The sequence below is a fragment of the Pseudomonas sp. GW821-FHT05H12 genome, assembly GCF_059419385.1.
In genome coordinates this window covers 1-26,993 of record NZ_JBWKRS010000033.1, presented here as the reverse complement: position 1 = coordinate 26,993, position 26,993 = coordinate 1, and the positions used below count along the sequence as shown (strand labels likewise).

Below are 26,993 nucleotides of genomic sequence, written 5' to 3'. Positions count from 1 at the left end.
CTATATTGATAGCCCCTTGAAGTGCTCCTGCAAAAACTCCACACACGCCCGCAGCTTCCCTGAATACGCCAACCGTGTCGGGTACACCGCCCAGACGTTGGCGCTTTGGGTGTAGTTGTGCAGCACCTGCACCAGCTTGCCTTGCTCCAACAGCGGCTTCACATCCCACATCGAGCGCAGCAATACACCGCGCCCGTCCAATGCCCACTGCAACACGATCTCGCCATTGTTCGATGACAGTGGCCCGCGCACGCGCACGCTTTCGGGGGCGCCGTTGTGTTCCAGGTTCCAGATGCCAAATGCGTTATCCCGCTCCTTGAGCACCAGGCAGTCGTGCTGCTCCAGGTCGCCCAACTGTTGCGGCGTGCCCTTGCGCTGCAGATAAGCCGGCGCGGCGCACAGCACGCGGCGGTTGCTCACCAGCCGCCGGCCAATGTGCTGACCGGGGATGTCGTCGCCCACGCGGATCTCCAGGTCGAACCCTTCGCTGACGATGTCCACCACGCGGTCGAACAGGTCCAGGCGGATTTCCAGGTCCGGGTACTGCTCGGCCAGCAATGACAGGGCAGGGGCCACATGGTTGCGGCCAAAACCGAAGCTGCTGCACAGGTGCAAGTGCCCGCGCGGGCTGTCGTGGGCGTCGGAGAGTTCATCGGACAGTTGCTGGAAGTCTTCCAGGATACGCACCGCCCAGCGCTGCACCCGTTCGCCGTCTTCGGTCAGGGCGATACGCCGGCTGGTGCGGTGCAGCAGGCGGGTGGCCAGGGTGGTTTCGAGGATCTGGATGCGCTTGCTGACATACGCCGGCGACAGCCCCAGCTCATCGGCGGCGGCAGCGAAGCCGGCCTTGCGGATCACGGTCAGGAACACCCGCAGGTCTTCGGGTAGGGGCACGGTATCTTTCTTATGAGTCATCAGAAACGAGGCTGGCGGCATGAGCCGCCAGAATAGCACCGGATCTGTGTGCCTTCCGGCACACCAGGCGGTCTTCGGTTATTCGGCCGCGATTTTGGCCTGGGCAGCCGCCCGAGCATGGCGGCCGCGCTTGAGGGCGATCGGTGCCATCTTCTCGCGGTCCAGTTCACCTTCCCACGCAGCCACCACCAGCGCGGCCACGGCGTTGCCGATGATGTTGGTCAGCGAGCGGCATTCGGCCATGAAGCGGTCGACACCGAGAATGAGCACCATCGCCGCCACCGGCACCGTCGGCACCACGGCCAGGCTTGCCGCCAAGGCCACGAACCCTGCACCCACCACCGCCCCGGCGCCCTTGGACGTCAGCATGGCCACCGCCAGCAGCGTCAATTGCTGCTCAAGCGGCAAGTGGATATTGGTCGCCTGGGCCAGGAACAGTACCGCCAGGGTCATATAGATGTTGGTGCCGTCCAGGTTAAAGGTATAACCGGTCGGCACCACGATACCCACCACACCCTTGGACGCGCCCAGGCTTTCGAGTTTCTGGATCAGCTGCGGCAGCGCCGATTCGGAAGAACTGGTGCCTAATACGATCAACAGCTCCGACTTGATATAGCCCATCAACTTGAAAATGCTGAAGCCGGCGTAGCGGGCGATGCTGCCCAGCACCACCGCAATAAAAAAGAACGCTGTGATGTAGAACGTGCCCACCAGTTTCAACAGCGGCAGCAACGAACCCACGCCGTACTTGCCGATGGTGAAGGCAATCGCCCCAAAGGCACCGATGGGCGCAACGCGGCTGATGATGCCGACGATGCGGAAGAACACTTCGCTGGCCTGGTTGATCACGCCCACCAGCGGCCGGCCCTTTTCGCCGACCATCACCAGGCCGACGCCGAACAGCACGGAGACGAACAGCACCGGCAGGATTTCACCCTTGGAGAACGCATCGAAAAACGTCGTGGGGATCACATGCAGCAGGAACCCGGTGATGCCTTCGCCATGTTCGGCCTGGCCGACAAAACCGGCAATGGCCGAGCTGTCGAGGGTCTTCACATCGATATTGAAGCCCACGCCCGGGTGCAGCAGGTGCGCGGCGAGGATGCCGATCAACAGGGCGATGGTCGACACCACCTCGAAGTACAGCAGCGCCTTGCCACCGACCCGGCCTACCTGCTTCACGTCATGCATGCTGGTGATGCCGGACACCACCGTGCAGAAGATGATCGGGCCGATAATCATCTTGATCAGCTTGATAAAACCGTCGCCCAAGGGTTTGAGGTCGACGCCGATTTGCGGCCACACATGGCCGATCAACACACCCAGCGCGATAGCGATGAGCACCTGCACATACAGGGTTCCCAGCAGTTTTTTGAGTGTCATTGTTATTATCTCAATCGTTTTTTGGGGCAAAGCGAACCCGTCGCAGGCCAACAGCAGCCTGCGAGGCGGGTTCATCAGGTCACGGGGTTACAGCATCATCGGAGGAAGGCCAGGACTTCGCCCAGCAACAGCTCGGGGGCTTCTTCGGCAATGTAGTGGCCGGCCGGCAGGGCCTTGCCACGCACGTCGGTGGCGACTTTCTGCCACTCCTTGAGGGGTTCGAAACAGCGCCCGACCGTGCCCTCGGCGCCCCACATCACCAGCAAGGGCAGGTTCAGGTGATGGCCGGCGTCGATGTCCGCCTGGTCGTGTTCAAGGTCAATACCGGCGGCAGCTCGGTAGTCTTCGCAGATGCCGGTGGCGCTGCCCGGCAGTTTCAGGCAGCGCAGGTATTCGGCGAAGGCTTCGTCGGTGAACGGCTTGAGCCCGGCGCTGCGGCTGCCCATCACGCTGCGCAGGTACAGCTCAGGGTTGCTCTCGATCAAGGCTTCCGGCAACGGCGCCGGGCGGATCAGGAAGAACCAGTGCCAGTAGGCGCGGGCGAAGGCTTCGTCGGTCTGGGCGTACATCGACAGGGTGGGGGCGATGTCCAGCAACACCATGCGCTGCACGCTGGCCGGATGGTCCAGGGCCAGGCGATGGGCGACGCGGGCGCCGCGGTCATGGGCCAGCACCGAGAACGTGTCAAACCCCAGGGCGCTCATCAGCTCGACGCCGTCGCGGGCCATTTCGCGTTTTGAATAGTTAGTGTGACGCTCGTTGGCTGGCGGCTTGCTGCTGTCGCCATACCCACGCAGGTCGGCGGCCACCACGGTGAAGTGCTCGGCCAGTTGTTCGGCGACTTTGTGCCAGATGACGTGGGTTTGCGGGTGCCCGTGCAGCAGGAGCAGACCGGGACCTGTACCGCCTTTGCGGTAGCTGATGTCCACGCCGTTGACGTGGCAGCTGTCTTTTTGGAATCCGGCAAACATGGAATGACTCCTTGTGATGATTGCCTGCATCCTGAAATCACGCAGCCTTTGGGGCAAGGGGGAAAGCGTGGAGGGGTTGTTCATGAAGTGTGTAGCTGCGGTAATCCATCTCACAAACACCCACCCCTGTGGGAGCTGGCTTGCCTGCGATGGCATCAACGCGGTGTGTCTGATGCACCGAGTTGACTGCATCGCTGGCAAGCCAGCTCCTACAGGGGACATGGCTTGTCAGCTTTGCTGGAACATCTCCATGGCACGCTGGCGGATCTGCGCTTCGGTCAGGTCCTCCTTGTGGGTGGCCAGGAACCACACGTGGCCGAAAGGATCCTTCAGCGTGCCGGAGCGGTCGCCGTAGAACTGGTCCTTGGGCTCGGAGATCGGCGTGCCACCGGCAGCGATGGCTTGTCTGTACTGGGCGTCGACATCCGCCACATACAAATGCAGGCCCACACTGGTATGGCCGTCCCGCGGGCTGCCGAAGGGGCTTTCGTCGCAGGGCGAGCCGAGCATGATCGGCGAGTCGCCAATACGCAGTTCAGCGTGGCCGACCTTGCCGTCGGGCATGTCCAGGCGCATGACCTGGGTGGCATTGAAGGCTTTCTTGTAGAACTCGATGGCTTCGGCAGCCTTGTCGACGCCCAGGTAAGGCGTGAGGCTGTGAAAACCTTCGGGGATGGGTTTGACGCTCATGGCGTTCTCCTTGTTTGAGGTGGGGGAGTCACGGCCGTTTAACTATAGGCCACGTGTCGCGCGGGCTGCGGCCAGCCGACGAGGTGTTCGCCAGGCAACAGTGAACGGGCAGATTGCTGCGCCATCAGCGGGTGTTGCCCGCGTTTTCAGGGCCAAAGTGCCTGTTTCCGGGCTCGGCACAGAAGCTGCAATAGCTCAGGCAAACCATTCGCCCGAGAGCGTTGTATGTCTGTACTGCCTGTATCTGCCGATTACCCGATCCACACCCCCGATGCCGAAATCATTCGCGACGACGCCCACGCCCTTGTCGTTGCCCACCGCGTTGCCGCGGTATTGCTGGAGCAGGACGCCGAGCGCGACCGCACGCGCCACGTGCCCGCCGAAGTGGTCGACCTGTATTCCAACAGCGGCCTGTGGGGCATCAGTGTGCCGCGTGAGTTTGGTGGGGCGCAGGTGTCCTACGCGGTACTGGCCCAGGTGATTGCGATTATCTCGGCGGCTGACCCCTCGCTGGGGCAGATCCCGCAGAACCATTACTGCCTGCTGGAAGACATCCGCCTGCAAGGCACGCCCGAACAGCAGGCGCATTTCTTCGGCCTGGCGCTGCAAGGCCATCGGTTTGCCAATGCGCTGTCGGAAACCGGCGGCAAACATGTGCAGGACATCCAGGCGACGATTCGCCGCGAAGGCGATGGCTACGTGATCAACGGGCGCAAGGGCTATTGCACCGGCTCTTTGTACGCCCATTGGCTGGCGGTGCTGGCGCTGGATGAACAGCAAAACGCGCAACTGGCCTTTGTAAAACGCGGCACCGAGGGCCTGGTGGTGGTGGATGACTGGGACAGCATGGGCCAGCGCACCACCTCCAGCGGCACGGTGCTGGCCGAGCACTTGCGGGTGCCGGCGTTCAACCTGTTCCCGACGCACAAATCCTACGACTCGCCGACATTGGCCGGCCCTTTCGCCCAGCTGACCACCGCCGCCATCGACGCCGGTATTGCCCGCGCCGCGCTGCGTGACACGGTGCAGTTCGTGCAGCAGTTCGCCCGGCCGTGGATCGATGCCGGTGTGGAAAAAGCCAGCGAAGACCCGTTGACCATCATCCAGGTCGGCGCCCTCGACATTCGCCTGGAGGCCGCTGAAGCCTTGCTGGAGCGTGCAGGTGCAGCCCTGGATGCGGCACGCCCCGCGCCGGACGAAAACAACGTCGCCCACGCCTCCCTGGCGGTGGCCCGGGCCAAGGTGCTCACCACCGAAATCGCCATCGAGGCCAGCAACAAGCTGTTCGAACTCGGCGGCACTCGCTCGACCTTGAAGAAGCACAACTTCGATCGCCATTGGCGCAACGCCCGGGTGCACACCCTGCATGACCCGGTGCGCTGGAAGTACCACGTGGTGGGCAACTGGCTGCTCAACGGCGCCAAGCCGCCGCGTCACGATTGGTCATAAGCCATGGCCGAATTGTTTAAACACATCTACTGGGCCGACATCGGCCAGGCGTGCCTGGAAACCCTGAGCATGCTCGCTGCCGCCCTGGGTTTTACCGTGCTGCTGGGGCTGCCGTTGGGCGTGGTGTTGTTCCTCACCGGTAAACGCCAGTTGCATGAAGCGCTGGGGGTGTACCGCGTGCTGTCGGTGGTGGTCAACGTGTTGCGTTCGCTGCCGTTCATTATCTTGCTGATTGTGTTGATCCCGCTCACCACCTTGCTGGTGGGCACTTCCCTGGGCGTGCCGGGCACCATCCCGCCGCTGGTGGTGGGGTGCACACCGTTCTTTGCACGGCTGGTGGAAACCGCGCTGCGTGAAGTCGATCGCGGTGTGGTGGAGGCTACCCAGTCCATGGGCGCCAGTACGTGGCAGGTGATCCGCCACACGCTGCTGCCGGAGGCCCGGGGCGGGCTGCTGGCGGCGGTGACCGTGACTTCGATTGTGCTGGTGGACTACACCGCCATGGCCGGGGTGATCGGGGGCGGAGGCCTGGGTGACCTGGCGATTCGCTACGGCTACCAACGGTTCCAGACCGACGTGATGGTGGTCACCGTGGTGCTTTTGCTGGTGCTGGTGCAGGCCCTGCAGATGACCGGTGACCGTTTGGTGGCGCGTTACAGCCGCCGTTGAAACTTATAAAACTACTGCCTTCGGAGCCTTCATGAAAAAGTCCCTGGCCATTTTGGCCGCTGTCCTGTCGTTCAATGCGTTTGCCAACGAGAAGCTGGTGGTGGGCGCCACCCCGGTGCCCCATGCGGAAATCCTCGAGTTTGTGAAACCGGTGCTGGCCAAGGAAGGCGTGGACCTGCAGATCAAAGTCTTCACTGACTTCATCCAGCCCAACCAGCAGTTGGCCCTGAAGAACCTCGACGCCAACTACTACCAGTACCGCCCGTTCCTTGATGACTACAACAAGACCCGCCACACCGACCTGGTGCCAGTGGTGGGCGTGCACATCGAGCCCTTTGGTGCGTATTCGACGCGCATCAAAAACATCTCGGAGCTCAAGGACGGCGCCACCGTGTCGATCCCCAACGACCCGGTCAACACCGGCCGTGCCTTGGTGCTGCTGGATGAAGCCGGCCTGATCAAGCTCAAGGATCCGAGCAACACCCTGAGCACGCAACGCGATATCGCGGAGAATCCCAAGCACCTGAAGATCCGTGAACTGGAAGGCGCCTTGCTGGCCCGTTCGGTGAGCCAGGTGGACCTGGCGTTCGTGTTTGCCAACTACGCGCTGGAAGCGGGGATCGACACCAACAGCGCGTTGATCGTGGAGAAGGGCAAGTCGTTGTACGTGGAGTACCTGGTGGCCCGGCCGGATAACATCAACGACCCGCGCATCCAGAAACTGGCCAAGGCCTTGAACTCCGATGAAGTGCGCCAGTTCATCCTGACCCGCTACAAGGGCCAGATTGCGCCGGGTTTCTGACCGGAGCGCAGATCAAATGTGGGAGCTGGCTTGCCTGCGATGGCGTCCGCAAAATCGCCATCGCCGGCAAGCCAGGCTCCTACAGGGATTGGGTTTCAGGTCAGATTTCGGGTGTGGGTTCCAATAGCTGAGCACCCGGCCCACGCTCACCCAACTGGTCGTCCTGGTTACGCAACGGGCATGCCTCCATCGATAAACACCCGCAACCAATACAGCCATTGAGCTTGTCCCGCAGCAACATTAGCTTGTTGATGCGTTCATCCAGGTCTTCCCGCCACAGCGCCGACAACCGTTCCCAATCCTGGGCGGTGGGCGTGCGGCCATCCGGCAGCGTCTGCAACGCTTCGCCAATCGTCGCCAACGGAATCCCCAGGCGCTGGGCGATCTTGATTACCACCACCCGCCGCAGCACATCCCGTGGATAACGCCGCTGGTTGCCCGCATTGCGGTTGCTCTTGATCAACCCCTTGGTTTCGTAGAAGTGCAGCGCCGTCACCGCCACGCCACTGCGGGCGGCCAACTGGCCGACGGTGAGTTCTTTGTTGAGCATGACAATCTCCGAAACAACGCTTGACCTTGACTTAACTAGAGGTTTTACCCTGCGTGGCATCGAATCGCAAGATTCTGCCTACAGAGAGAGGGGAGTGTTCATGCAGGTATCAGAGAAGAATCGCAGTTTCACTCAACTGATCGAGTTCCAGATCGAGCCTCAGCAACAAGGCGCCCTGGTGGCGGCGTTGTCCACCCAGAGTGAGCGCCTGGCCGAGGGCCATGGCGGTTTTTTGAGTGCAAGCGTGCAGGTCAGTGATGACGGGCGGCGGGTGCTCAACTACCTGCAGTGGCAGTCCCGCGAGGACGGCGAAGCGGCATTCCAGCGCTTTGAACAGGGCGAGGAAGATTTCTGGACCCTGATCCGCGCCCACCAGGCCACGGCCGTGACCTTCGGTTCGTTTCAGGTGCTGCGCAGTTTTGAGCGCAGCGATGATAACGCGTTGCACTGCCGCCTAAATGGATAAGTGCAACATGCGCTCGCCTTGCACGTTTTCGCCGGGGCGACGTTTGTTCACCGCCAGCTCGCCGATCTTGATCAGGCGGGTGCGCGTCACGTTACGGCTTAGGCCCAGCAAGTTGGCGGTGTGCACCTGGTTGTAATGGCTGAAGCGGTAGGCCGCCCGTAGCAGCGCGTCCTCGACTTTTTCGTGCAGGGCGCCGGCCTGTTCCTCGAAGAGTTTTTGAAAGGCGCGCTCCAGCAGGGCTTCGGCGCTGTTGTCGGCGCTGTGCTGGCTGTCGTCCTGACGCTCGATGCGCATGTTTGACAGGCGCAGGTCATCCCGCTCGATCACGCCGTTACGGCAGATCAACAGGGTGTGGTGAATCACGTTTTCCAGCTCGCGGATGTTGCCCGGCCAGCTGTAGCTCTTGAGCTTGTGCTCGGCCTCGCGGCTGATGGTGATCGGGCCGTAGCCCAGGCGCTGGCTGTAGGCCTCGATGAAATGCCGGGTCAGCGGCAGGATATCGCCGGGGCGCTCGCGCAGCGGGCTGAGTTCCAGGCTGACCACATCGAGGCGGTAGTAGAGGTCTTCGCGAAAGTGCCCGGCGTTGATGGCCTTTTCCAGTTGCACGTTGGTCGCGGCCAATACGCGCACATCAATGGGAATGCTCTTGCGTGATCCCAGGCGTACGACTTCACGTTCCTGTAGGACACGCAGCAACTTGACCTGGATCGCCATGGGCAAGTCGCCGATCTCATCGAGGAACAAGGTGCCGCCGTCAGCCTCTTCGAACCAGCCGGCCTTGGCGCTGAGGGCGCCGGTAAAGGCACCTTTTTCATGGCCAAACAGTTCGGCTTCCACCAGGGATTCAGAGAACGCCCCGCAGTTCACCGCCACGAACGGCCGGTTACGGCGTGCGCCGAGGTTGTGGATATGCCGCGCCACCAGCTCTTTGCCGGTGCCGGTTTCGCCGATGATCAGCACGCTGGCTTCGCTGGGCGCCACCTGCTGGATGTGGTCGAGCAGCGCCTGGGATTTGGGGTCTTCGAAGACCTGGGCCGTGGCGCGGATCGAAGTCGCGAGGGCGGGCGAGGGCGGTAGGGTCAGAAGCTGCATGGGCACCTCTCTCAGGAGTAGAACGTGGGAATTGGCAGGGATTGGTTCAAGGCCCAGTCCCCCAGCTCGTGGAGTTTGTAGTCCACCGGGTCGTGCAAGGTCTGGGTGCGCAGGTTGCGCCAGTGGCGGTCCAGGCGCAGTGAGGCGTGGGTGGAGCGTGCGCCGGTGACTTCAAACAGCCGGCTGCACAGGTCCAGGCCCTGGCGAGTGGCGGCGACCTTGGCGGTGGCGATGGCGATGGCCAGTTGACCGCGCTCGGTTTCGCTGAGGTTCGGGCCTTTGGCCCAGGCTTGATCGAGCAACTCGGCGGCGCGTTCGACCAGCAGGCGTATCCCTTCGAGGGCGACCCAGAACTCACCGTAGTGATGCAACACATAGGGGTCGTGGCGCACGTCATCGGCCGAGGATTTGTGCCACGAGCGGGTTTCGGTGAGGGTGTAGTGCCGTGCTTCTTCAAAGGCACCCTCGGCAATGCCGAGGAACATATGGGTGAACGTCAGCTGTGCAATCAACGGGCGCAGGCAGGCAAAGGGCGTGCTCAGCGGGCCCGGGTCGAGCAGCAGTTCCGACTCCTCGACGCGCACCCGCTCGAAGCTGGCGCTGCCGCTGTCGGTCTGGCGCTGGCCGATGTTGTTCCAGTCATTGTGCAAGGTGATGCCGCTGCGCCCGCTGGGGATGGCGGCGATCAACAGTTTGCCGCCGGCGCTTTCATCGACGGCGGAGGCGATCAGCATTTCCGAGTCACTGGCGCCGGAGCAGAAGCTCTTCTTGCCGGAAAACTCGCGCCAGCCGCCGAAGTTCTTGACCACCGTGCGCGTGTCCAGCGGGTTGAGAGCGTTGCCCCAGAACCAGTTCTTGCGAGCGGTCTGTTCGAACCAGGGTTGCCATTGGTCAGGGCGTGCAAACAGGCGCACGGTGGCGAGCATCAAGTGATGAAAACCGAAGACATGGGCGATGGAACTGTCGACCTTGGCGAACTCACGCACGATGCCCAGGGTTTCACTCCAGCGCGCGCCGAGGCCGCCGTATTGGGTGGGGATGCTCAGGGCCAGCAGGCCGCTTTGACGCAGGGCATCGCGCTCGGCTTTGGGGGTGCCACCGCGCTCATCACGCTCGACGGCGGTGAGGGCGAATTCGGCGGCGAGCAATTTGGCGGTCTGCGCAGGCGATGGCAGGACGCTGTGGGGTTTGGCTGTCACGCGGTGTTCCTCAATAAGACGATCGAAATTCGGGCACTATCTGATGGGTGATGACGATTAATGTGGGAGCTGGCTTGCCTGCGATGGCATCACCTCGGTATCACTGAAACACCGAGTCGCCTGCATCGCGGGCAAGCCCGGCTCCCACAGAAAAGCAGTGTCCCCATCAAGCAGATCTCAGCGCTCTCAGGCCTTGTCTTTTGTGGGCAACACATCGTTGGCAATCATTTCGCCAAACGGGCCCGTGAGGTTGGTGATGCCGCGCCCGGCCAGGCTGGCGTACGGCTCGGGCAGCAGCGGGAACACCAGTTCGGCAAAGCGGTAGGCTTCTTCCAGGTGCGGGTAGCCGGAGAAAATGAAGCTTTCGATCCCCAGGTCCGCGTATTCCTTGATGCGCTCGGCCACTTGCTGCGGGTTGCCCACCAGCGCCGTGCCGGCACCGCCACGCACCAGGCCGACGCCGGCCCACAGGTTGGGCGCGATTTGCAGGTTGTCGCGGCGCCCGTCGTGCAGCGCGGCCATGCGGCGCTGGCCTTCGGAGTCAAAGCGCGAGAACGATTTTTGCGCGGCGGCGATGGTGTCGTCGCTGATGTGTTCGATCAGTTTGTCGGCGGCTTTCCACGCCTCTTCTTCGGTCTCGCGCACGATCACGTGCAGGCGAATGCCGAACTTCACGGTGCGCCCGTGGCGTGCGGCGCGCTCACGCACATCCGCGAATTTTTGTGCGACGGCAGCAGGTGGCTCGCCCCAGGTGAGGTACACGTCCACCTGCTCGGCGGCGAGGTCGTGGGCGGCGTCGGAAGAACCGCCGAAGTACAGCGGCGGATACGGCTTCTGCACCGGAGGGTAAAGCGCCTTGGCATTCTGTACGCGCAGGTGTTTGCCTTCGAAATCGACTGATTCGCCCTGCAATACGCGGCGCCAGATGCGCAGGAATTCGTCGGTGACCTCATAGCGTTCGCTGTGGTCGAGGAAGCTGCCGTCACCGCGGTTTTCGTCAGGGTCGCCACCGGTCACCACGTTAATCAGCAGGCGGCCATTGGACAGACGGTCCAGGGTGGCTGCCATGCGTGCGGACACCGTGGGCGAGATGATGCCCGGACGGATCGCCACCAGGTAGCGCAGGCGTTCGGTCAGCGGCACCAGCGCCGAGGCGATGACCCAGGAGTCTTCGCACGAGCGCCCGGTAGGAATCAACACGCCGTGGTAACCCAGGCTGTCAGCCGCCTGGGCGACTTGCTTGAGGTAATTGAGGGTGACCGGCCGTGCGCCTTGGGTGGTGCCCAGGTAATGCCCGTCGCCGTGAGTCGGCAGAAACCAGAAAACATCCATGACAAGTCCTTAGGCGATTTTCAGCAAAGAAGGGGCGTGCGCTGCAAACAACGGCGCCGCGCGTTCGGCCGCCAGTTGGATACGGGCCTTTAACAACTCGCTGGTGATTTGGTAGTCGGTGAAGTCAGCCTCGGTGGCGTATACGCCAATCGGCAAGGTCAAGGCCTGGAAGAAGCTGAACAGCGGGCGCAACTGGTGATCGAGCACCAGCGCGTGACGCTCGCTGCCACCGGTGGCGGCGAGCAGCACGGGGGTGTTGATCAGCGCGTTGAGGCCAATCAGGTCGAACAAGTGCTTGAGCAGGCCCGGGTAGGAGCCGCGATAGACCGGTGCGGCAACGATCAACAAGTCGGCCTGTTCGATGGCCAACAGTTGCGCTTCGACTTCGGCGGGCAGTTCATCGCGTGACAACGCGCCGCCCAGCGGCCGGGCGATATCGCCCAGTTCGATCACGGTGGCCTGGATCGGCAGCAGGGTGGCCAGTTCAGCCAGCACGGCGTGGGTCAGGACGAGGGTACGGGACGGACGCCAGGTTCCGCCGGAGAGGGCAACGACATTCAGGGGACGGGTCATGAACAGTTCCTTTTTCAACAGTGGTTCATAGCAGGTGAGGTCAAACGTGTTGAGCAAGAGCTGTACCAAAGGTGCAAAGCCTTGATTGGCGTGGGCTGCAGGCTCACTGCTGAGAAATGAAGCTGTTGTCTGCCTGGTGTTTTGTTGAATGACTGTTGCCAGGGCAACAGTTGCGTGGCGAACAGTGTTGATCGGGTGTGAGGCAGTTATAGAGGGTTACGGTTATGCCGTAAATGAACGTATTTCCATATTTATAGATCGTAAAGAGATATAAAAGGTGCGCTATCGACGGTGACGGAACGGTTGATAGCGACTATCACGGCGGTTGATTTTTCGTTGCCAAGGGCCGGGAGTAGCCTGTGTTCATTGACTTAAAACCTCTTTCGCAGGGCCTTCGCCATGAACCGTTTTCTCGCCATTTGCTTGTTAGTTGTCAGCACTGTCTTCGCCGGGTGTGCGACCCATCCTTCCCCTGAGTTGCGCCCTTACACCGCTGAAGAAAGCAAGCAATTGGCGTTGGAGGCGTTGAGCCGGCGCGGCCTGTCGTTTGACGAATATCAACAGCAGCGCGCTGCGCTGACCGGCCAGCCGCAGAAAGCGTTTGGTTTTGACCAGCAGGCCGAGATGAATGCACAGCAATCGGCTCACCACGGCGGTCGTGCGAGCTGACGCCTATCCGACGGTAGGTAACGGACAGGGTTTGACGGCGAGTTGCCCCCCAACTAGAACTTAGCTGTAGCAAGTCATCGCACCTGAACTGTTGGGTGGATGATTGGGTTGAGTGTCTGTTGGTTCCTGCCTCTATGGCTTTACGCCATGTCGTGGTCACGCAGTGGAATAGCTTTGCAAGACATTCAGAATTGGAGCTCTGAAGCCCACAAGCGTTTTGGATGGGTTTCCTGCCGGGTGTTTCGCAGCAGGACGGTGAATGTGTAGTCCTTCCTGGATGGAAGAACCACTTGGCTTGCCAATGGATCGCAAGTCATGAAGCTATTTCCGCGCTTTTCCCGCGTCTTGTCGATCGGCGTCATCGGCTTGGCGGTACTGGCCGTTCTGCTTTATTTCTTTTACAAACCCGCAGGGGTGGCATTGCCTGACGTGCCTGCCCAGGCGTGTACGGCGCCGGCTTATGAAGCGGGCAAGGTTTATGCGCAGGGCGACCAGGTGCAGAATGTCGGCCGACAGTTTGAATGCTGGAAGGATGAAGAGGCACCGCTGGGTGTCGGCAGCTGGCAATGGTGCAAGCAGCCTGGCTACAACCCAGGCCTGCCCGCCGGTAATGGGGCGGTCATCTGGCCGGACGCCTGGAAAGACCTGGGCGAATGCGGAGGTTTCCAGGGCAACCGGCTGACCTTGAGTTTCGCCACGTTGAGCGGCCGCGGGCCCATCGGCAACCCTGTACCTGGCGTGGCGCGTGCCGATCAAATCGTTACCGGCGTATTGCGTTGCAAGGCCGAAGAGATCCCCATCAGCGCCAAATCTGGCGAGACCCTCCACCTCGACAACTTGAAGGCCTGCGATTACCAATTGGTGATGAACGTGGTGGATGGGTTCGTGCCGTTGAACACGCCACGCATTGTTTCGTTTCTGCGCGAGGAGGGTGAGGAACAAGCCGTCACCCTCAAGTATCGGCCACCGGTAAGGGCGGACAAACTCAGTGGCCTGCCGGGCATCAAAATCGAATTGTTTGCCCAGGGCCTGATTCAGCCCCGGCAAATGGCGATGGGCAAGAACGTGCTGTACGTCGGCTCCAGTGCGATTCCTTCTTACGTCTATGACGGAAAAATCGCCGACATGATTTACGCCTTGCCGCTCGACAGCGCGGGCAAACCGACGGGCATCCATGTGGTTGCCAGTGGCCTGGAAGAGCCCCATGGCGTGGTGTATCGCGACGGTGACTTGTACTACTCGACCACCGGTGGTCTTTACCGCCTGCGCGACGCCGATGCGCACTACAAGGACCCTTCACCCGAGTTGGTGTTCAAGTTCCCAGCCGATGACTCGGTGTTCCCGTTGCCTCCTGTCAGTTCGGGTTCGACCACACGCTTCTGGCACATGAAGCACCCTCTGCATTTCAATCCGCTGGACCCTACCGATAAGTGGCTGTACAGCGCCATAGGCATACCGTGCAACCTGTGCATGATTCCCGCCGACCCGCGCTATGGCACCTTGTTGCGCTATGACACGGTGACCGGCAAGGCCGAGATCCTGGCTAAGGGCGTGCGCAATTCCGTGGGGTTCGACTGGAACCCCAAGACCGGTGAGATCTGGTTTACCGATAACAACCGCCAGGGGTACCCCAACCCCGATGAGATCAATCGCCTCAGCGGCGCCAACCAGCACTTTGGCGTGCCTTATCTGTTTGGCAAAGGGACGCCGGGGTTTACCGAGGAAGAGTTTCGCAACCCTGGCGTCATTCAGCCGCCGTTGGTGCAGGGGGCGATTGTTTCCGATAAATCCTTGCAGCAGATCGACCCGAAAGACTATGTGCCGGCCGCTTTTGAGCTGGGCACCAACACGGCGCCCCTGGGGCTTAAGTTCTGGGATGGCTTCCCGGCGCGCGCGGGCACCCAGAATATGTTGGTGGCGGTGCACGGCGCGGGTACGGCAGAGCGGCCGGGCATGGACGTGCGGTTCGTGTCGATCCAGGACGGCACGCGGGTGGTCAATCAGATCCCGCTGATCAACGGGTTTATCCAGGATCCTCAACGTTTTGATGTGTATTGCCTGGACGACTCCTGCGTCGGCCGGCCGGCGGACTTCCTCGAGTTGGCGGACAAAAGCCTGCTGGTGTCTGACGATGTCGCCGGGGTGATCTACCGCGTCAGCTACGACCCTGCTGGCCTGCCGGACACGCAACTGACCTTGCGTCCGATGCTGGCGCCTGCGGCTGAACTGGAAGATGAAATGCTCAGTGGCACGCTGGTCTCGCCGGGCGGCAATACCCGGCAGTTCCATGCATCGTTCAATCCTGCGGACAGCGAGGCTGCCTTGATTCTTAAAGGCTTGCCCTACGGCACCTATCAGGTACGACTCAACGACGTGAAAAACTGGATTCCCCAAGTGCGGACCACGCAGGTCATCTTGTCAGCCGAGAACAGCAAGCCGACGCTGAACCTGCAATACCGTGAACGGCCGGTCAAGCTGGACATCAAGATTACGCTGTTGGCACCTCCCAAGCCGGCCTCGGTGACGGCTGCCAAGTGGCACTTCACCGTACAGAAAAAAGACCCCGCAGGTGCAGCACCGGAGGTGGTGGAGGTGCCTTGGGGGGAGAACGTCACCCGGCTTTTCGACTATGGGGAGTACGACATCCTCTACCCCTATTATCCGCAAGAGAAACCGCAGCCTGAGCGCGTGCCCCTGCGTATCAACGAAGAAAGCCAGGACGAACAACTCACGCCGATTGCCTATCGCCACGAGCCGAAGCTGGGCGAAACGGTGCTGGCCGAGGCGTGCACCAAATGCCATGCGGTGGAGTTCTTCAAGAACCTGCGCATGGCCGTTGCGTGGAGCGCTGCGGGCCAGGATGCGCTGGTAAGGCAGATTCAGAGCATGCCGGTCGCCGGGCATTGTGATACCACCTGTGCCACCGAGATCAGCAAGCACTTGTTTGACGTGGTGTGGGCGCCCTACCTGAGCCCGAACGATGCGTATGGCTTGCGGCAGGTGCGGCTGTTGACCCGTGATGAATACGCCAACAGCGTCTGGGATGTTTTGGCGGTGGCGGTTAACACCGAAAAGTTGCCTGCAGATAAATCGGAAAAAGACTTCAAGTACCCGGGTGAAGCCAGCATGGGATTCCTGCAGGCTGAAGACATCAGGCAACTGTATGACATGGCCGTCTCCATCGCCGAGCGGGTGTCGCCCGAGCAGGTCAAACGGCTTGAATCCGCCACCAATAGCCAGTCGGTGGGGGCGCTGGGTTACAGGCTGTTTCGTCGCCATCTGACCGAGGCAGAGCTGGCGCGTTATCAGGCTGTACTCGATGAGCACGGGGAGCCGGCGCTGGTCACGGCATTGTTGCTGTCCCCCCACTTCCTGTATCGCTCTGAGCTGGGTCAGGCAGTGGCAGGGCAAGGCGGCGTCTACAAGCTGACCCCTTACGAGGTGGCGACGGCGTTGTCCTACACCTACCAGGGCACTACTCCGGATGCGCAACTGTTGGCCAAGGCTGAGCGCAATGAATTGCAGACCCAGGAGCAAATAGCGGCCGAGATCGACCGGATGCTGCACACCGAACGTGGCCTGGAACATTTCAATCGGTTCATCAGTTACTACATCAAGACCCAGCGCGGCGTGCAGGAAAAACCGGGATTGGATGCGTCGATGATCCAACTGATGACTCAGGAGCAAGCATTGTTGACCCGCCATGTCATGCGTGACGGCAGGGGCACGCTGGATGAGTTGTTCAACCCTGGTGTGACGTTCCTTAACCGGGCACTGGCCGAGCACTACGGTATCAGTGGGGTCACGGGCGATGCGATGCAGAAGGTGGCCGTGGATGAGAAGCGCGGTGGCTTGCTGCATTTGGGACTGTTCCAGGCGGCGACTTCTGACTACAAGGTCACCTCGCTGGTCAAACGTGGCATCGCGATTCGCGAAAACCTGTTCTGCCGGGAGTTTGGTGCGCCCGTCGAAGCCGAGCCGACGGAGCCCACTTATCCGCCGCGCGCCATCACGACCCGTGAACGCTGGGACCTGGTGAACGGTGAGCAGGCTTCGGGGGGGCGCTGCTGGCAGTGCCATCAGTATATGAACGACACCGGTTCGTCGATGGAGCACTACGACGCCACTGGGCGCTATCGCCTGCAGGAGCAAGCCTACAACTACGCGCAGTTTCCTGTGCAGTTGCCGATCAAGTCGTCTGGCCCGTTCATTGGCGTCGACGGGACGGTGCCTATCGAGGATGTGCGAGACATCTCCAAGTTGATCGCACACAACTCGGCATCGATGTTTTGCATGGCAGACAGCTACTTCCGTTTTGCCTCGGGTAACAAATCCGACGAGTCCACGTCCGCAACGGTCAAGGCGATTACCGACGGGTTGAAGGGCACCGGCTCGTTGCCCGCGATGTTGCGAACGCTGGGCACTTCCAACGCGTTCCAATTCAAGACGCAGAGGGATTGATCATGGATATCTTGAAGAGCCGTCGTCGTTTCCTGGCCGGGCTGGCCGCCATGGGCGTGTTTGCACCGCTCACGCAGTGTGGCCTGGCACGCATGGCCTTGGCGGGGCAAACCCAGCAAGCCAAGCTCAAGGTCGTGTTTTTTGTGGTGCCGGATGGCTTGGCGGTGGACTCTGCGTCGGCTTATTCCAGCGATGGACGAGGCCTTTGGCATCCCAGTGCCAGTGCTCTGGATACCTCCGACTTTCAGCTCAATGAAGTCAGCCAGGAACTCGCTGCGTATAAAAGCCAGTCCCTTTATCCGCGTGGCATCATTCTTGGGCCGGGCAATGAAGGCCACAACGGCTGGACATGGGCCTTGCGCGACCGTGAGAAGAAAATGGCCTCCATTGATGTGTTGCTGGGACGGCACATGCCGGGTACGGACCCGTCCCAGCGCAGTCTTTTTTCCGGGCCGCACTCGGGGATTGATGGCACTGCCTGGCAGGTCTCGTGGGAAGGACCGGAAAGTGGGGGCGCGATGCGCAGGCCTGAGCAGGATCCGGTGTTGATGTACGAGAAGATCTTTGGCTCCGTCAGTCGTGACCTGCGCGATCAACTGACGCGCAACAAGCATGTGTTCGACCCGGTACTGGCTGACATCAACGAACTTCGAAGCAAGCTCGCCGGTGCGCAAAAACAGAAGCTCGACACGCAGCTTGATTCTGTAGAGCAAACCATGAAGGACATGGAGGAAACGCTGCCGCCGATTGGTGAGTGTTCACCGCTGGCGTTGGACGAGGTGCCGTTCAAGTCTGCGCAGTTTCGTAATCAGGTACAAAGCAGTCATCATCAAGTGGTTGCGACGGCATTGGCGTGCGGCATCACCCGTGTTGCCACGATTCAGGTGGGGCGTTCGGCGGAGTCGCTCAATATCCTGGATGTCAGCGACGTGACCAACCCCCATGATTGTGCGCACCGTTATGCTGGACTGGAAGTGTGGAAAAAATCCCGGCAGTGGTACACCCAACGGGCCAAGCTATTTATGGATGAGCTGGCACGTCAGGCAGATCCTGATGTTCCCGGTGACAGTTTGCTCAAGCACACGCTGGTGGTGTTCACCAGCGAGATGGCTGATGGTGCGCCGGAACATACCAAGGACATGCCGCTGGTGTTGATGGGTGGCGCGAGCAATTTGCTCAAGAGTGGGGACGGCGCAGGGCGTTATTTCAATATCACGGCACAGGGCGACCGGCATCAGGAAGGCAACCCGGTGATCGGCAATACCATGGTCGATATGCAGCGCATCTGGGCCACTATCGCCAGGGCCGCGGGAACAACCGTGCCATACGGCGGGAATGTGGAACCGGTGACGGGGATTTTCACCAACGTTTAAACCGCCGCCAATACGACAAAATGCCGAAAAGTCTGTGGGATCGACTTTTCGGCTTTTTTTATTTAGGCCCAATCGTTCTAACGGCCCCACCGTTCAGGCTGTTAAGCTGAAAATCAGGAGCGTTCCTACGCCTATCTGCAATAACGTGGTCTTTCTTTTATGGCATCCAGTCGGGTAAACCTGACGGCCCTTGTTCTGGTCGATGCCCCTGGGAGCGTCACTCTCGGGACATGCTCTGCGAGTCTTTAATGTCATGAATAAACGTCCGCTGTATTTCGACTACGCCGCCACCACCCCGGTGGATGAGCGGGTCATCCAGGTGATGGTCGAGTGCCTGGGTTTCAATGCCAATTTCGGCAACCCTGCGTCCAGCTCCCATGCGTTTGGCCAGGCGGCCCGGCAAACGGTCGAGCACGCGCGTCGCCAGGTGGCCGAGTTGGTGGGGGCACAGGCTGAGCAGATCGTCTGGACCTCCGGTGCCACCGAATCGAATAACCTTGCCATCAAGGGCGTGGCCCAGGCGCGCGGCATAGCGGGTGGGCATATCATCACCAGCCAGATCGAGCACAAGGCGACCCTGGACACCGCGCGGCAGTTGCAGGAGGCCGGCGTGGCCGTGACCTACCTGGTGCCGGATGCCCAGGGTCTGATCAGCGCCGATGCGGTGAGCGAAGCGTTGCGTGAAGACACCTTTCTTGTGTCGCTGATGCTGGTCAACAACGAACTGGGCACCCTCAACGATATCCCTGCGATTGGCGCGCGCGTGCGTGAGCATGGCGCGCTGCTGCATGTGGACGCGGCGCAAGGGGCGGGCAAGGTGGCGATCGACCTGGCCCAGTGGCCGGTGGACCTGATGTCGTTTTCTGCACACAAGGTGTACGGCCCCAAGGGCATTGGCGCGCTGTACGTCGGGCCACGGGCGCAGCAGAAAGTGTTGGCGCAGATTCACGGCGGTGGCCACGAGGGCGGCTTGCGCTCCGGCACCCTGGCGACTCACCAGATTGCCGGCATGGGCACCGCGTTTGCCTTGGCGGCGCAGTCGTTCGCTGAAGAGAAGGCGGCAATTGTCGCTCTGCGTCAGCGTCTGTTGGATCAATTGACGTCGGTCGCCGGTGTGCGCCTGAATGGCAGTCTCACCCAGCGCATTCCCCACACCCTGAGCCTTACGTTCGACGAGGGTGAGTTCAACTCCGCTGCGTTGAGCGCAGGGATTGCCTTTTCGGCCACGTCGGCCTGCAACTCGGCGAGCAACGCACCGTCCCACGTGCTTCTGGCCCTGGGCCACGATGCCCGCAGCGCCGGGCGCACCATTCGCCTGAGCCTGGGCCGGTTTACCACCGAGCAGGACGTCGACCAGGCGGTACAACTGATCAAGGCGGCCCTGGCCAGTGCACCGGCGTTCTGGGCGGTCTGAATTTCCAATCGCAACACATAACAATTATTCGTGGTTAGCAGGAGACACAATGAGTACGCAGCCTTTGACCCATGGAACGGTTCCCCAGCGCCTGGCGCATACCCGCGAACTGATGAGCCGCGAGGGCGTCCACGCCCTCCTGGTGCCGTCGGCGGACCCGCACTTGTCGGAATACTTGCCGGGTTACTGGCAGGGGCGCCAATGGTTGTCGGGGTTTCATGGCTCGGTGGGGACATTGATTGTCACCGCCGATTTCGCCGGTGTCTGGGCCGATAGCCGGTATTGGGAGCAGGCGACCAAGGAACTCAAGGGCAGTGGCATCGAGCTGGTGAAGTTGCAGCCGGGCCAACCCGGCCCGCTGGAATGGCTGGCCGAGCAGACCCCGGAAGGCGGCGTGGTAGCAGTGGACGGCGCGGTGATGGCGGTGGCGTCGGCGCGCACCTTGGGCACAAAGCTGGCGGAGCGTGGCGCACGCTTGCGTACCGATATCGACCTGCTCGATGAGGTGTGGAAGGATCGCCCGGCATTGCCGAACCAACCGATCTATCAGCACTTGCCGCCGCAGGCCACCGTCAGCCGTGGTGAAAAGCTCGCCGCCTTGCGGACGAGTTTGAAAGAGAAGGGCGCCGATTGGCACTTCATCGCCACCCTGGATGACATCGCCTGGCTTTTCAACCTGCGCGGTGGTGATGTGTCGTTCAACCCGGTGTTTGTGTCCTTTGCGCTGATCAACCAACAGCAGGCCACTTTGTTTGTGGCGCTGAGCAAGGTCGATACCGAGTTGCGCGCCGTGCTGGAGCAAGACGGTGTCACCCTGCGTGATTACAGCGAAGTGGCCGATGCGTTGCGCGCCGTGCCGTCGGGCGTGAGCCTGCAGGTTGACCCGGCTCGCGTCACCGCCGGCTTGTTGGAAAACCTCGACGCAGGCGTGAAGCTGATCGAAGGGTTGAACCCGACCACGTTGGCTAAATCCCGCAAGAGCCTGGCCGACGCGGAACACATCCGGCAGGCCATGGAGCAGGACGGCGCAGCCCTGTGCGAGTTCTTCGCCTGGCTGGACGGTGCGTTGGGCCGTGAACGCATCACCGAGCTGACCATTGATGAGCATCTGACCGCCGCACGTACCCGTCGGCCGGGTTATGTGTCGCTGAGTTTCAATACGATTGCGGCCTACAACGCCAACGGTGCGATGCCTCACTATCACGCGACCGAGGAAGAGCACGCGGTGATCGAGGGTGACGGCTTGCTGTTGATCGACTCGGGTGGCCAGTACTTGGGTGGCACCACCGACATCACGCGGATGGTGCCTATCGGTACGCCGAGCGAGGAGCAGAAGCGTGACTGCACACGCGTGCTGAAAGGCGTGATTGCTTTGTCCCGTGCGCATTTCCCCAAAGGCATTCTGTCGCCCTTGCTCGATTCGATTGCGCGCGCGCCGATCTGGGCCGAGGGCGTGGACTACGGCCACGGCACCGGGCACGGGGTAGGCTATTTCCTCAATGTGCATGAAGGCCCGCAAGTGATTGCCTATCAGGCGGCGACTGCGCCACAAACGGCGATGCAGGCGGGGATGATCACGTCGATTGAACCGGGGACGTATCGCCCGGGCCGTTGGGGGGTGCGGATCGAGAACCTGGTGCTGAACCGTGAAGCGGGCAAGACCGAGTTTGGTGAGTTCCTCAAGTTTGAAACCCTGACCTTGTGCCCGATTGATACCCGTTGCCTGGAACCTTCGTTGCTGACGCTGGAAGAACGCGAGTGGTTCAACGCCTATCACGCAGAAGTGCGTGAGCGCCTGAGCCCGTTGCTCAGTGGCGCGGGGCTTGAGTGGTTGCAGGTGCGCACTGCCGCTATCTGATCGGTTGCAGCTCGGGGGCCTGGGCCAGTGCGTCGGCGAGGTAGTCGACGAACGCCTTGACCCGGGCTGACTGGCGGCGATTGGGGGCCGATACGGCATGGATTGGCAGTGACTGCGGGGTGTAATCCTGCAACAGTGCCACCACGCGGCCGGCTTTCAAGTCGTCGTAGAACAGCCACAGGGGCGACAGCGCAACGCCGAGCCCCGTCAACACCATCTCCCGCACCGCTTCGGAGTTATTGCTCTGGGCGTTGCCGGTAATGCGCACGGTGTGTCGCGTACCCTCTTTTTCGTAGGTCCACTGGTTTTGGCTGCTCAGCAGGTTGAAGAGCAGGCAGTTGTGCTGGGCGAGGTCCTGCGGAGTTTGCGGGGCGGGGTGTCGGGCCAGGTAGGTCGGGCTGGCCAGGGTGACGCGATGGGTGGTGCCGATTTGCCGGGCGATCAGGCCGCTGTCGCGCAACTCGCCAATGCGCAAGGTGACGTCCAGGCCTTCGCTGACCAAATCTTGTAGTTGATCGCTGAGTTGCAGGTCCACCTGCACGTCGGGGTATTGCTGCAGGAAGCCACTCAGCCGTGAGGCGATATGCAGGTGGCCAAAACTTACTGATGAGCCGATGCGTAGCGGGCCGGCGATGCTTTCCTTGCCGGTCTGGAAGCTGTGTTCCGCAGCATCCACGGCGGCGAGGATTTCTCGGCAATGGGTGTAGTACCGCTGACCTTCGTCGGTCAGGGACAGGTGGCGGGTGCTGCGGGAGATCAGCTTGCCGCCCAGTCCTTGTTCCAGGGCGCGCAACACTTTGCTGATGGTGGGCTGGGTGGTCTGCAGTTCCCGGGCGACGGCGGAAAAGCTGCCGCGCTCGATTACTCGCACAAAAATCGCCATTGCGTGGAGCTTGTCCATGGAAGTGCCTCATTCATGCCGTATGCGCATGGGCACTATAGCGTTTTAGCGTCTTATCGGCATGAGTCTGCGGGTGGATCATTGGCCTCACTTTCAATGAACCGAGATTACCGAAATGACCGATACGACTGAAATGCAGGCGCTGGTGGTGGATTCTGTCGACGCACCTTTTCGCCTGATGGCCATCGCCAAGCCGGTGGCGGGCGCTGGGCAGGTGCTGGTGCGTATACACGCCGTCGGCCTCAACCCTTTGGATGCGAAAGTTCGCGCAGGCCAGGCGGCACATGCTGAACAACCGTTGCCTGCGATCCTGGGCATGGACCTGGCGGGGACTGTCGAAGCGGTGGGTGCGTTGGCAGGTGAATGGCAGGTGGGCGATGAGGTTTACGCGTTAGGGGCAGGGATTGGCGGTGCGCAAGGCGCGTTGGCTGAATATGCGGTGGTCGATGCGCGTTTGTTGGCGCGAAAACCGGCGTCCTTGAGCATGCGTGAAACCGCCGTATTGCCGCTGGTGCTGATCACGGCCTGGGAAGGCTTGGTTGACCGTGCTCATGTAGGCCCGGGGCACAAAGTCTTGATTCAAGGTGGCGCTGGGGGGGTGGGGCATATCGCGGTGCAATTGGCCCTGGCTTATGGCGCAGACGTTTATGCGACGGGGTCTGCGAAACACCGAGCAACCATTGAAGGCCTGGGCGCCACCTTTATCGACTATCAGCAACACACGGTCGAGACGTATGTGGCGATGCACACTGAGGGTGAGGGGTTCGACATTGTGTATGACACCGTTGGGGGCGCGACGCTGGATGCCTCGTTTCGAGCGGCCAAGACCTATCACGGCCATGTGGTGAGTTGCCTTGGTTGGGGGCAGCACAGCCTGGCACCGTTGTCGTTCCGTGGGGCGACCTATTCGGGCGTCTTTACGTTGTTGCCGTTGTTGACGGGCAAGGGCCGCGAGCACCATGGGCAGATACTCGCCGAGGCGGCCCGCTTGATCGACGCCGGCAAGCTGAAGCCGATCATGGACTCTCATCATTTCGATCTGCTGACTGCCAATGCCGCTTACGATTTGCTCGCAAGCGGTGCTCAAGGACGCTTGGCGATCGAGATCTAGCGCAGGGCTTCGCGCACAAAATCCAGACGGTCCTGACCGAAGAACAGCCGGTTGCCTACAAACAGGCTGGGTGCGCCGAACACGCCGCGCTGCACCGCCTGTTCGGTCTTGTCCTTGAGTGCGGTCTTTACGGCGTCATCGTTGGCCAGGGCCAGGACTTCCTCCGGATCAAAGCCGTGCTCGGTCAGGACCTGCGCTACCACAGCGGGGTCGCCCAGATGGCGGCCTTCTACCCACAGGGCTTTAAACAGGCAATCAATAAAACTGAGGAAGCGTTGTGGTTGGTGCATCTGAATGCCGGTGACGGTCCGCATCAGCCCCAAGGTGTTGATGGGGAAGTGCGGGTTGAACGTGAGGGGCACGTTGTAGCGTTGGGCGTAGCGCGCAAGGTCATCGAACATGTAGCGGCCCTTGGCGGGAACGGTGATGGGGGAGGCATTGCCGGTGGCTTTGAACACGCCGCCCAATAACATGGGTTGGTAGACCAGTTGCGCGCCGGTTTCAGCACACAGCGCAGGCAATTGGGTGTAGGCCAGGTAGGTGGCGGGGCTGCCGAGGTCGAAGAAGAATTCCAGGGTTTTACTCATGGTCGGTGCTCGCTGCTTATTGTTATGGGGTGTTTACCAGGGCTCGTTCCAGGGGCGCAGGTCCAATTCAAAGGTCCAGGCGTCGCGTGGCTGACTGTGCAGGTACCAATAGTTGTCGGCGATGTGGTCGGGGTTGAGGATGCCGTCCTGATCTTTAAGGGCGTATTTCTGCGGGAAATTGTCGCGAATGAAGTCGGTGTCGATGGCGCCGTCGACCACCACGTGGGCCACGTGGATGTTCATGGGCCCAAGCTCCCGCGCCATGCTTTGCGCCAAGGCGCGGATACCATGTTTGGCGCCGGCAAACGCGGCAAAGCCCGCGCCGCCACGTAAACCTGCGGTGGCGCCGGTGAACAGGATGGTGCCGCGGTTGCGGGTGACCATGCGCTTGGCCACTTCCCGCGCATTCAGGAAGCCCGAGAAGCAGGCCATTTCCCAAATCTTGAAATATTTGCGGGCGGTTTCTTCGAGGATGCTGCACGGTACGTTGGCGCCGATGTTGAAGACGAAGGCTTCGATGGGGCCCAGCTGAGTCTCGATCTGTTCGATGAGCGCGATGACATCGTCTTCCTTGCGCGCATCACAGGCAAAGCCGTGGGCTTCGCCACCCGCTGACTGGATGCTGTCGACCAGAGGCTGCAATTTGTCAGCGCTGCGACGGGTGACGCAGGCCACATAACCTTCGCGCGCGAAGCGTTTGGCAATGGCGCCGCCGGTGGCATCACCGGCACCCACTACCAATACGATTTTCTTGTTGTGTGTCATGGGGACTCCATAGGCTCGATTATCGAGCAGGAGTCTAGACGTCGCGTTGCGAATGCCGGGGTTGTCTGAAGAAATTAATGTGAGCAGTCAGAAGAGGACTGCTCAGGCGGTTATTTGCAGATGACAATCATGCTGCGGCTTGTGTAGCCGGCCGGGTTGAGGCCGAAAGGGTAGTCCCCTGGCTCTTCCGAGTTGTCACCGGACTTAGCGATAACGCGATAACCCTTGGCGCCGCATGAATTGGTTGCACTGGTGTAGCACTGATCCCAGGATGAGGACAGACCGGAACAGTTGATATGCAGCCCTTTTTTGCCCCGTTTCACTTCTGTCTTGGTGGTCGCGGCACAGCCAGCCATGGCCACGACCATTAACAGTATCAAAATTCGCTTCATTCCTATCCTTAATAGCCGCTTCGCCAAAAAGGCTCGAAGCAGGCTCTACTCGCTCTCGAGTGTAGCGTTCGTGCTGTCCTTGTCGAAATTCTCCATGAATGACATTCGTTTACGACATAAACATGGCCTAAATGAACGGCAAATACTAGAGCTACTTTTAAAGATGATTAATCTGCCGGCACCAGTGGTTTGGATTCGTTGCGCATGGTCAGGGTGGCACCTACGGACGCCAGAATGATGCAGGTGATGGCCATCCATTGTGCGAAAGACAGGTGCTCTTGCAGGAAAAACAGACCAGAGAGCGCTCCGAATGCGGGTTCGATGCTCATCAGGGTGCCGAAGGTACGGGCGGGAAGACGGGTGAGGGCAACCATCTCCAATGTGTAGGGGAGGGCGGTGGACAGAATGGCCACGCCGATGGCGATGGGGATCAAGGCGGGTGTCAGAAGCGCCGTGCCTGCGTGCACGATCCCAATCGGCGCGACAAACAGTGCGGCGATCATGACGCCGAGGGCGGCTGTCTGGACGCCATTATCATTGCCAGCCTTTTGGCCAAACAGGATGTAGAGCGCCCAGCAGACACCGGCGCCGAGGGCGTAGGCAGCACCTGTCAGGTCGATACCGCTGCTGGCTTCGCCTGTGGGGATCAATAGAAGCAAGCCTGCGACTGCGAGGGCAATCCACAGGAAGTCGACTGCTCGGCGGGAAGCATAGATGGCCACTGCGAGCGGGCCGGTGAATTCCAGCGCTACGGCGATGCCCAGAGGGACCGTGCGCAAGGACATATAGAAGAGGAAGTTCATCCCGCCCAGTGCCATCCCATAAACGATGACGGTGCGCAGGGACTTGGCCGTCAGCTTGGCGCGCCATGGGCGTAATAGAAGCAGCATGATTACGCTGGCGAATATCAGGCGCAGGGTGGTGGTGCCTTGTGCGCCGACGATAGGGAACATGCTCTTGGCCAGCGAGGCGCCTGACTGGATGGAAGCCATGGCGATCAGGAGCAGGCCGACTGGAAACAGCGCAGAAGCCAGGCTGCGGGGGGAGGTGGTCATTGGGGATGTTCGTCCGAAGTCTTGGTAGAGGAGCAGAAGCCGCTATGATGCTTAACTGCTTGGCGTTGAGCAATATATTGCTCAGCAATACTGAGTGTCCTCTTTATATAGGCGCTTTTCGGACATTTGGTGTGGGTTGATAGAAAAGTTGAATTAAGGGTTGACGGGCGATTTCAGAAGTCTATAATTCGCCCCACTTCCGGCGCAGTCGAAACGGAAAACTCCTTGGTAAACAATGAGTTATGTAGGTTTTGACGGTAAGTTGCTTCAGTTCATCGAAGCCAAAAGGAAGTTGAAAAAGAGGTGTTGACAGCAG

24 protein-coding genes are annotated in these 26,993 nt (G+C 60.9%); 10 read left to right on the top strand and 14 right to left on the bottom strand.

Annotated features, from left to right (window positions below; all coding sequences use genetic code 11):
• The 4 genes from AC07SU_RS24195 to AC07SU_RS24180 form a co-directional block, all read right to left on the bottom strand.
• Positions 1–915, bottom strand: a complete 915-nt coding sequence (locus AC07SU_RS24195; protein ID WP_494998450.1) for a LysR substrate-binding domain-containing protein — start codon at positions 913–915, stop codon at positions 1–3.
• A gap of 78 nt (positions 916–993) precedes the next feature.
• A complete protein-coding gene (locus AC07SU_RS24190) occupies positions 994–2,298 on the bottom strand; it encodes a dicarboxylate/amino acid:cation symporter (protein ID WP_494998449.1) in 1,305 nt (434 codons plus the stop codon).
• Positions 2,299–2,393: 95 nt separating this feature from the next.
• Complete coding sequence (locus AC07SU_RS24185; RefSeq protein ID WP_494998448.1) at positions 2,394–3,269, bottom strand: alpha/beta fold hydrolase; 876 nt, start codon at positions 3,267–3,269, stop codon at positions 2,394–2,396.
• Positions 3,270–3,497: 228 nt separating this feature from the next.
• A complete protein-coding gene (locus AC07SU_RS24180) occupies positions 3,498–3,959 on the bottom strand; it encodes a VOC family protein (RefSeq protein ID WP_176996404.1) in 462 nt (153 codons plus the stop codon).
• Positions 3,960–4,184: 225 nt separating this feature from the next.
• On the opposite strand from AC07SU_RS24180, the gene AC07SU_RS24175 reads away from it, so the two are divergent.
• The 3 genes from AC07SU_RS24175 to AC07SU_RS24165 are packed head-to-tail and all read left to right on the top strand — an operon-like array spanning position 4,185 to position 6,879.
• Positions 4,185–5,408 (top strand): SfnB family sulfur acquisition oxidoreductase, encoded by a 1,224-nt coding sequence (locus tag AC07SU_RS24175; protein WP_494998447.1) that lies wholly within the window; start codon positions 4,185–4,187, stop codon positions 5,406–5,408.
• 3 nt (positions 5,409–5,411) lie between these two features.
• The gene (locus AC07SU_RS24170; RefSeq protein WP_176996402.1) at positions 5,412–6,077 is read left to right on the top strand and encodes a methionine ABC transporter permease; all 666 of its coding nucleotides are present in this window, start codon (positions 5,412–5,414) and stop codon (positions 6,075–6,077) included.
• Between the two features lie 31 nt (positions 6,078–6,108).
• Positions 6,109–6,879 (top strand): MetQ/NlpA family ABC transporter substrate-binding protein, encoded by a 771-nt coding sequence (locus AC07SU_RS24165; protein ID WP_176996401.1) that lies wholly within the window; start codon positions 6,109–6,111, stop codon positions 6,877–6,879.
• A gap of 100 nt (positions 6,880–6,979) precedes the next feature.
• On the opposite strand, the gene soxR is transcribed toward AC07SU_RS24165, so the two are convergent.
• Positions 6,980–7,429, bottom strand: coding sequence for a redox-sensitive transcriptional activator SoxR (soxR, locus tag AC07SU_RS24160; protein WP_494998446.1), 450 nt, complete (start codon positions 7,427–7,429; stop codon positions 6,980–6,982).
• A 100-nt stretch (positions 7,430–7,529) separates the two neighbouring features.
• Here soxR and AC07SU_RS24155 point away from each other — a divergent pair, with 100 nt between their 5' ends.
• Positions 7,530–7,895 carry an antibiotic biosynthesis monooxygenase gene (locus AC07SU_RS24155; RefSeq protein ID WP_494998445.1) on the top strand — a complete coding sequence of 122 codons (366 nt, stop codon included), beginning with the start codon at positions 7,530–7,532 and terminating at the stop codon, positions 7,893–7,895.
• Here the strand turns inward: AC07SU_RS24155 and AC07SU_RS24150 are convergent.
• The 4 genes from AC07SU_RS24150 to msuE all read right to left on the bottom strand — a co-directional run bounded on the left by AC07SU_RS24150 (position 7,884) and on the right by msuE (position 12,091).
• Entirely contained in the window at positions 7,884–8,987 is a 1,104-nt protein-coding gene (locus AC07SU_RS24150; protein WP_494998444.1) for a sigma-54 interaction domain-containing protein, read from the bottom strand. The genes AC07SU_RS24155 and AC07SU_RS24150 overlap by 12 nt on opposite strands.
• Positions 8,988–8,998: 11 nt before the next feature.
• The gene (locus tag AC07SU_RS24145; RefSeq protein WP_494998443.1) at positions 8,999–10,186 is read right to left on the bottom strand and encodes an acyl-CoA dehydrogenase family protein; all 1,188 of its coding nucleotides are present in this window, start codon (positions 10,184–10,186) and stop codon (positions 8,999–9,001) included.
• Between the two features lie 186 nt (positions 10,187–10,372).
• Positions 10,373–11,518: an FMNH2-dependent alkanesulfonate monooxygenase gene (gene ssuD / locus AC07SU_RS24140; RefSeq protein ID WP_494998442.1), complete on the bottom strand. Its 1,146-nt coding sequence runs from the start codon at positions 11,516–11,518 to the stop codon at positions 10,373–10,375.
• 9 nt (positions 11,519–11,527) lie between these two features.
• Positions 11,528–12,091, bottom strand: coding sequence for an FMN reductase (gene msuE, locus AC07SU_RS24135; RefSeq protein WP_176996395.1), 564 nt, complete (start codon positions 12,089–12,091; stop codon positions 11,528–11,530).
• A 399-nt stretch (positions 12,092–12,490) separates the two neighbouring features.
• Here msuE and AC07SU_RS24130 point away from each other — a divergent pair, with 399 nt between their 5' ends.
• The 5 genes from AC07SU_RS24130 to AC07SU_RS24110 all read left to right on the top strand — a co-directional run bounded on the left by AC07SU_RS24130 (position 12,491) and on the right by AC07SU_RS24110 (position 21,866).
• Positions 12,491–12,760, top strand: coding sequence for a hypothetical protein (locus AC07SU_RS24130; RefSeq protein WP_494998441.1), 270 nt, complete (start codon positions 12,491–12,493; stop codon positions 12,758–12,760).
• Between the two features lie 315 nt (positions 12,761–13,075).
• Complete coding sequence (locus tag AC07SU_RS24125) at positions 13,076–17,221, top strand: DUF1592 domain-containing protein (protein WP_494998440.1); 4,146 nt, start codon at positions 13,076–13,078, stop codon at positions 17,219–17,221.
• 2 nt (positions 17,222–17,223) lie between these two features.
• Positions 17,224–18,594, top strand: coding sequence for a DUF1552 domain-containing protein (locus AC07SU_RS24120; RefSeq protein ID WP_494998439.1), 1,371 nt, complete (start codon positions 17,224–17,226; stop codon positions 18,592–18,594).
• A gap of 253 nt (positions 18,595–18,847) precedes the next feature.
• A complete protein-coding gene (locus AC07SU_RS24115; RefSeq protein ID WP_494998438.1) occupies positions 18,848–20,008 on the top strand; it encodes a cysteine desulfurase family protein in 1,161 nt (386 codons plus the stop codon).
• A 49-nt stretch (positions 20,009–20,057) separates the two neighbouring features.
• Positions 20,058–21,866 (top strand): M24 family metallopeptidase, encoded by a 1,809-nt coding sequence (locus AC07SU_RS24110; protein WP_494998437.1) that lies wholly within the window; start codon positions 20,058–20,060, stop codon positions 21,864–21,866.
• On the opposite strand, the gene AC07SU_RS24105 is transcribed toward AC07SU_RS24110, so the two are convergent.
• Positions 21,859–22,767, bottom strand: a complete 909-nt coding sequence (locus AC07SU_RS24105; protein ID WP_494998436.1) for a LysR family transcriptional regulator — start codon at positions 22,765–22,767, stop codon at positions 21,859–21,861. The two genes, AC07SU_RS24110 and AC07SU_RS24105, sit on opposite strands and share 8 nt — an antisense overlap.
• A 115-nt stretch (positions 22,768–22,882) precedes the next feature.
• On the opposite strand from AC07SU_RS24105, the gene AC07SU_RS24100 reads away from it, so the two are divergent.
• The gene (locus tag AC07SU_RS24100) at positions 22,883–23,878 is read left to right on the top strand and encodes a zinc-dependent alcohol dehydrogenase family protein (protein ID WP_494998435.1); all 996 of its coding nucleotides are present in this window, start codon (positions 22,883–22,885) and stop codon (positions 23,876–23,878) included.
• On the opposite strand, the gene AC07SU_RS24095 is transcribed toward AC07SU_RS24100, so the two are convergent.
• The 4 genes from AC07SU_RS24095 to rhtA form a co-directional block, all read right to left on the bottom strand.
• Positions 23,875–24,465, bottom strand: coding sequence for a 2-hydroxychromene-2-carboxylate isomerase (locus AC07SU_RS24095; protein ID WP_494998434.1), 591 nt, complete (start codon positions 24,463–24,465; stop codon positions 23,875–23,877). The genes AC07SU_RS24100 and AC07SU_RS24095 overlap by 4 nt on opposite strands.
• 33 nt (positions 24,466–24,498) lie before the next feature.
• Positions 24,499–25,230 (bottom strand): SDR family oxidoreductase, encoded by a 732-nt coding sequence (locus AC07SU_RS24090; RefSeq protein ID WP_176996386.1) that lies wholly within the window; start codon positions 25,228–25,230, stop codon positions 24,499–24,501.
• A gap of 110 nt (positions 25,231–25,340) precedes the next feature.
• Positions 25,341–25,622 carry a hypothetical protein gene (locus AC07SU_RS24085; RefSeq protein WP_176996385.1) on the bottom strand — a complete coding sequence of 94 codons (282 nt, stop codon included), beginning with the start codon at positions 25,620–25,622 and terminating at the stop codon, positions 25,341–25,343.
• A 167-nt stretch (positions 25,623–25,789) separates the two neighbouring features.
• Complete coding sequence (gene rhtA, locus AC07SU_RS24080; RefSeq protein WP_176996384.1) at positions 25,790–26,677, bottom strand: threonine/homoserine exporter RhtA; 888 nt, start codon at positions 26,675–26,677, stop codon at positions 25,790–25,792.
• Positions 26,678–26,993: the final 316 nt, after the last annotated feature.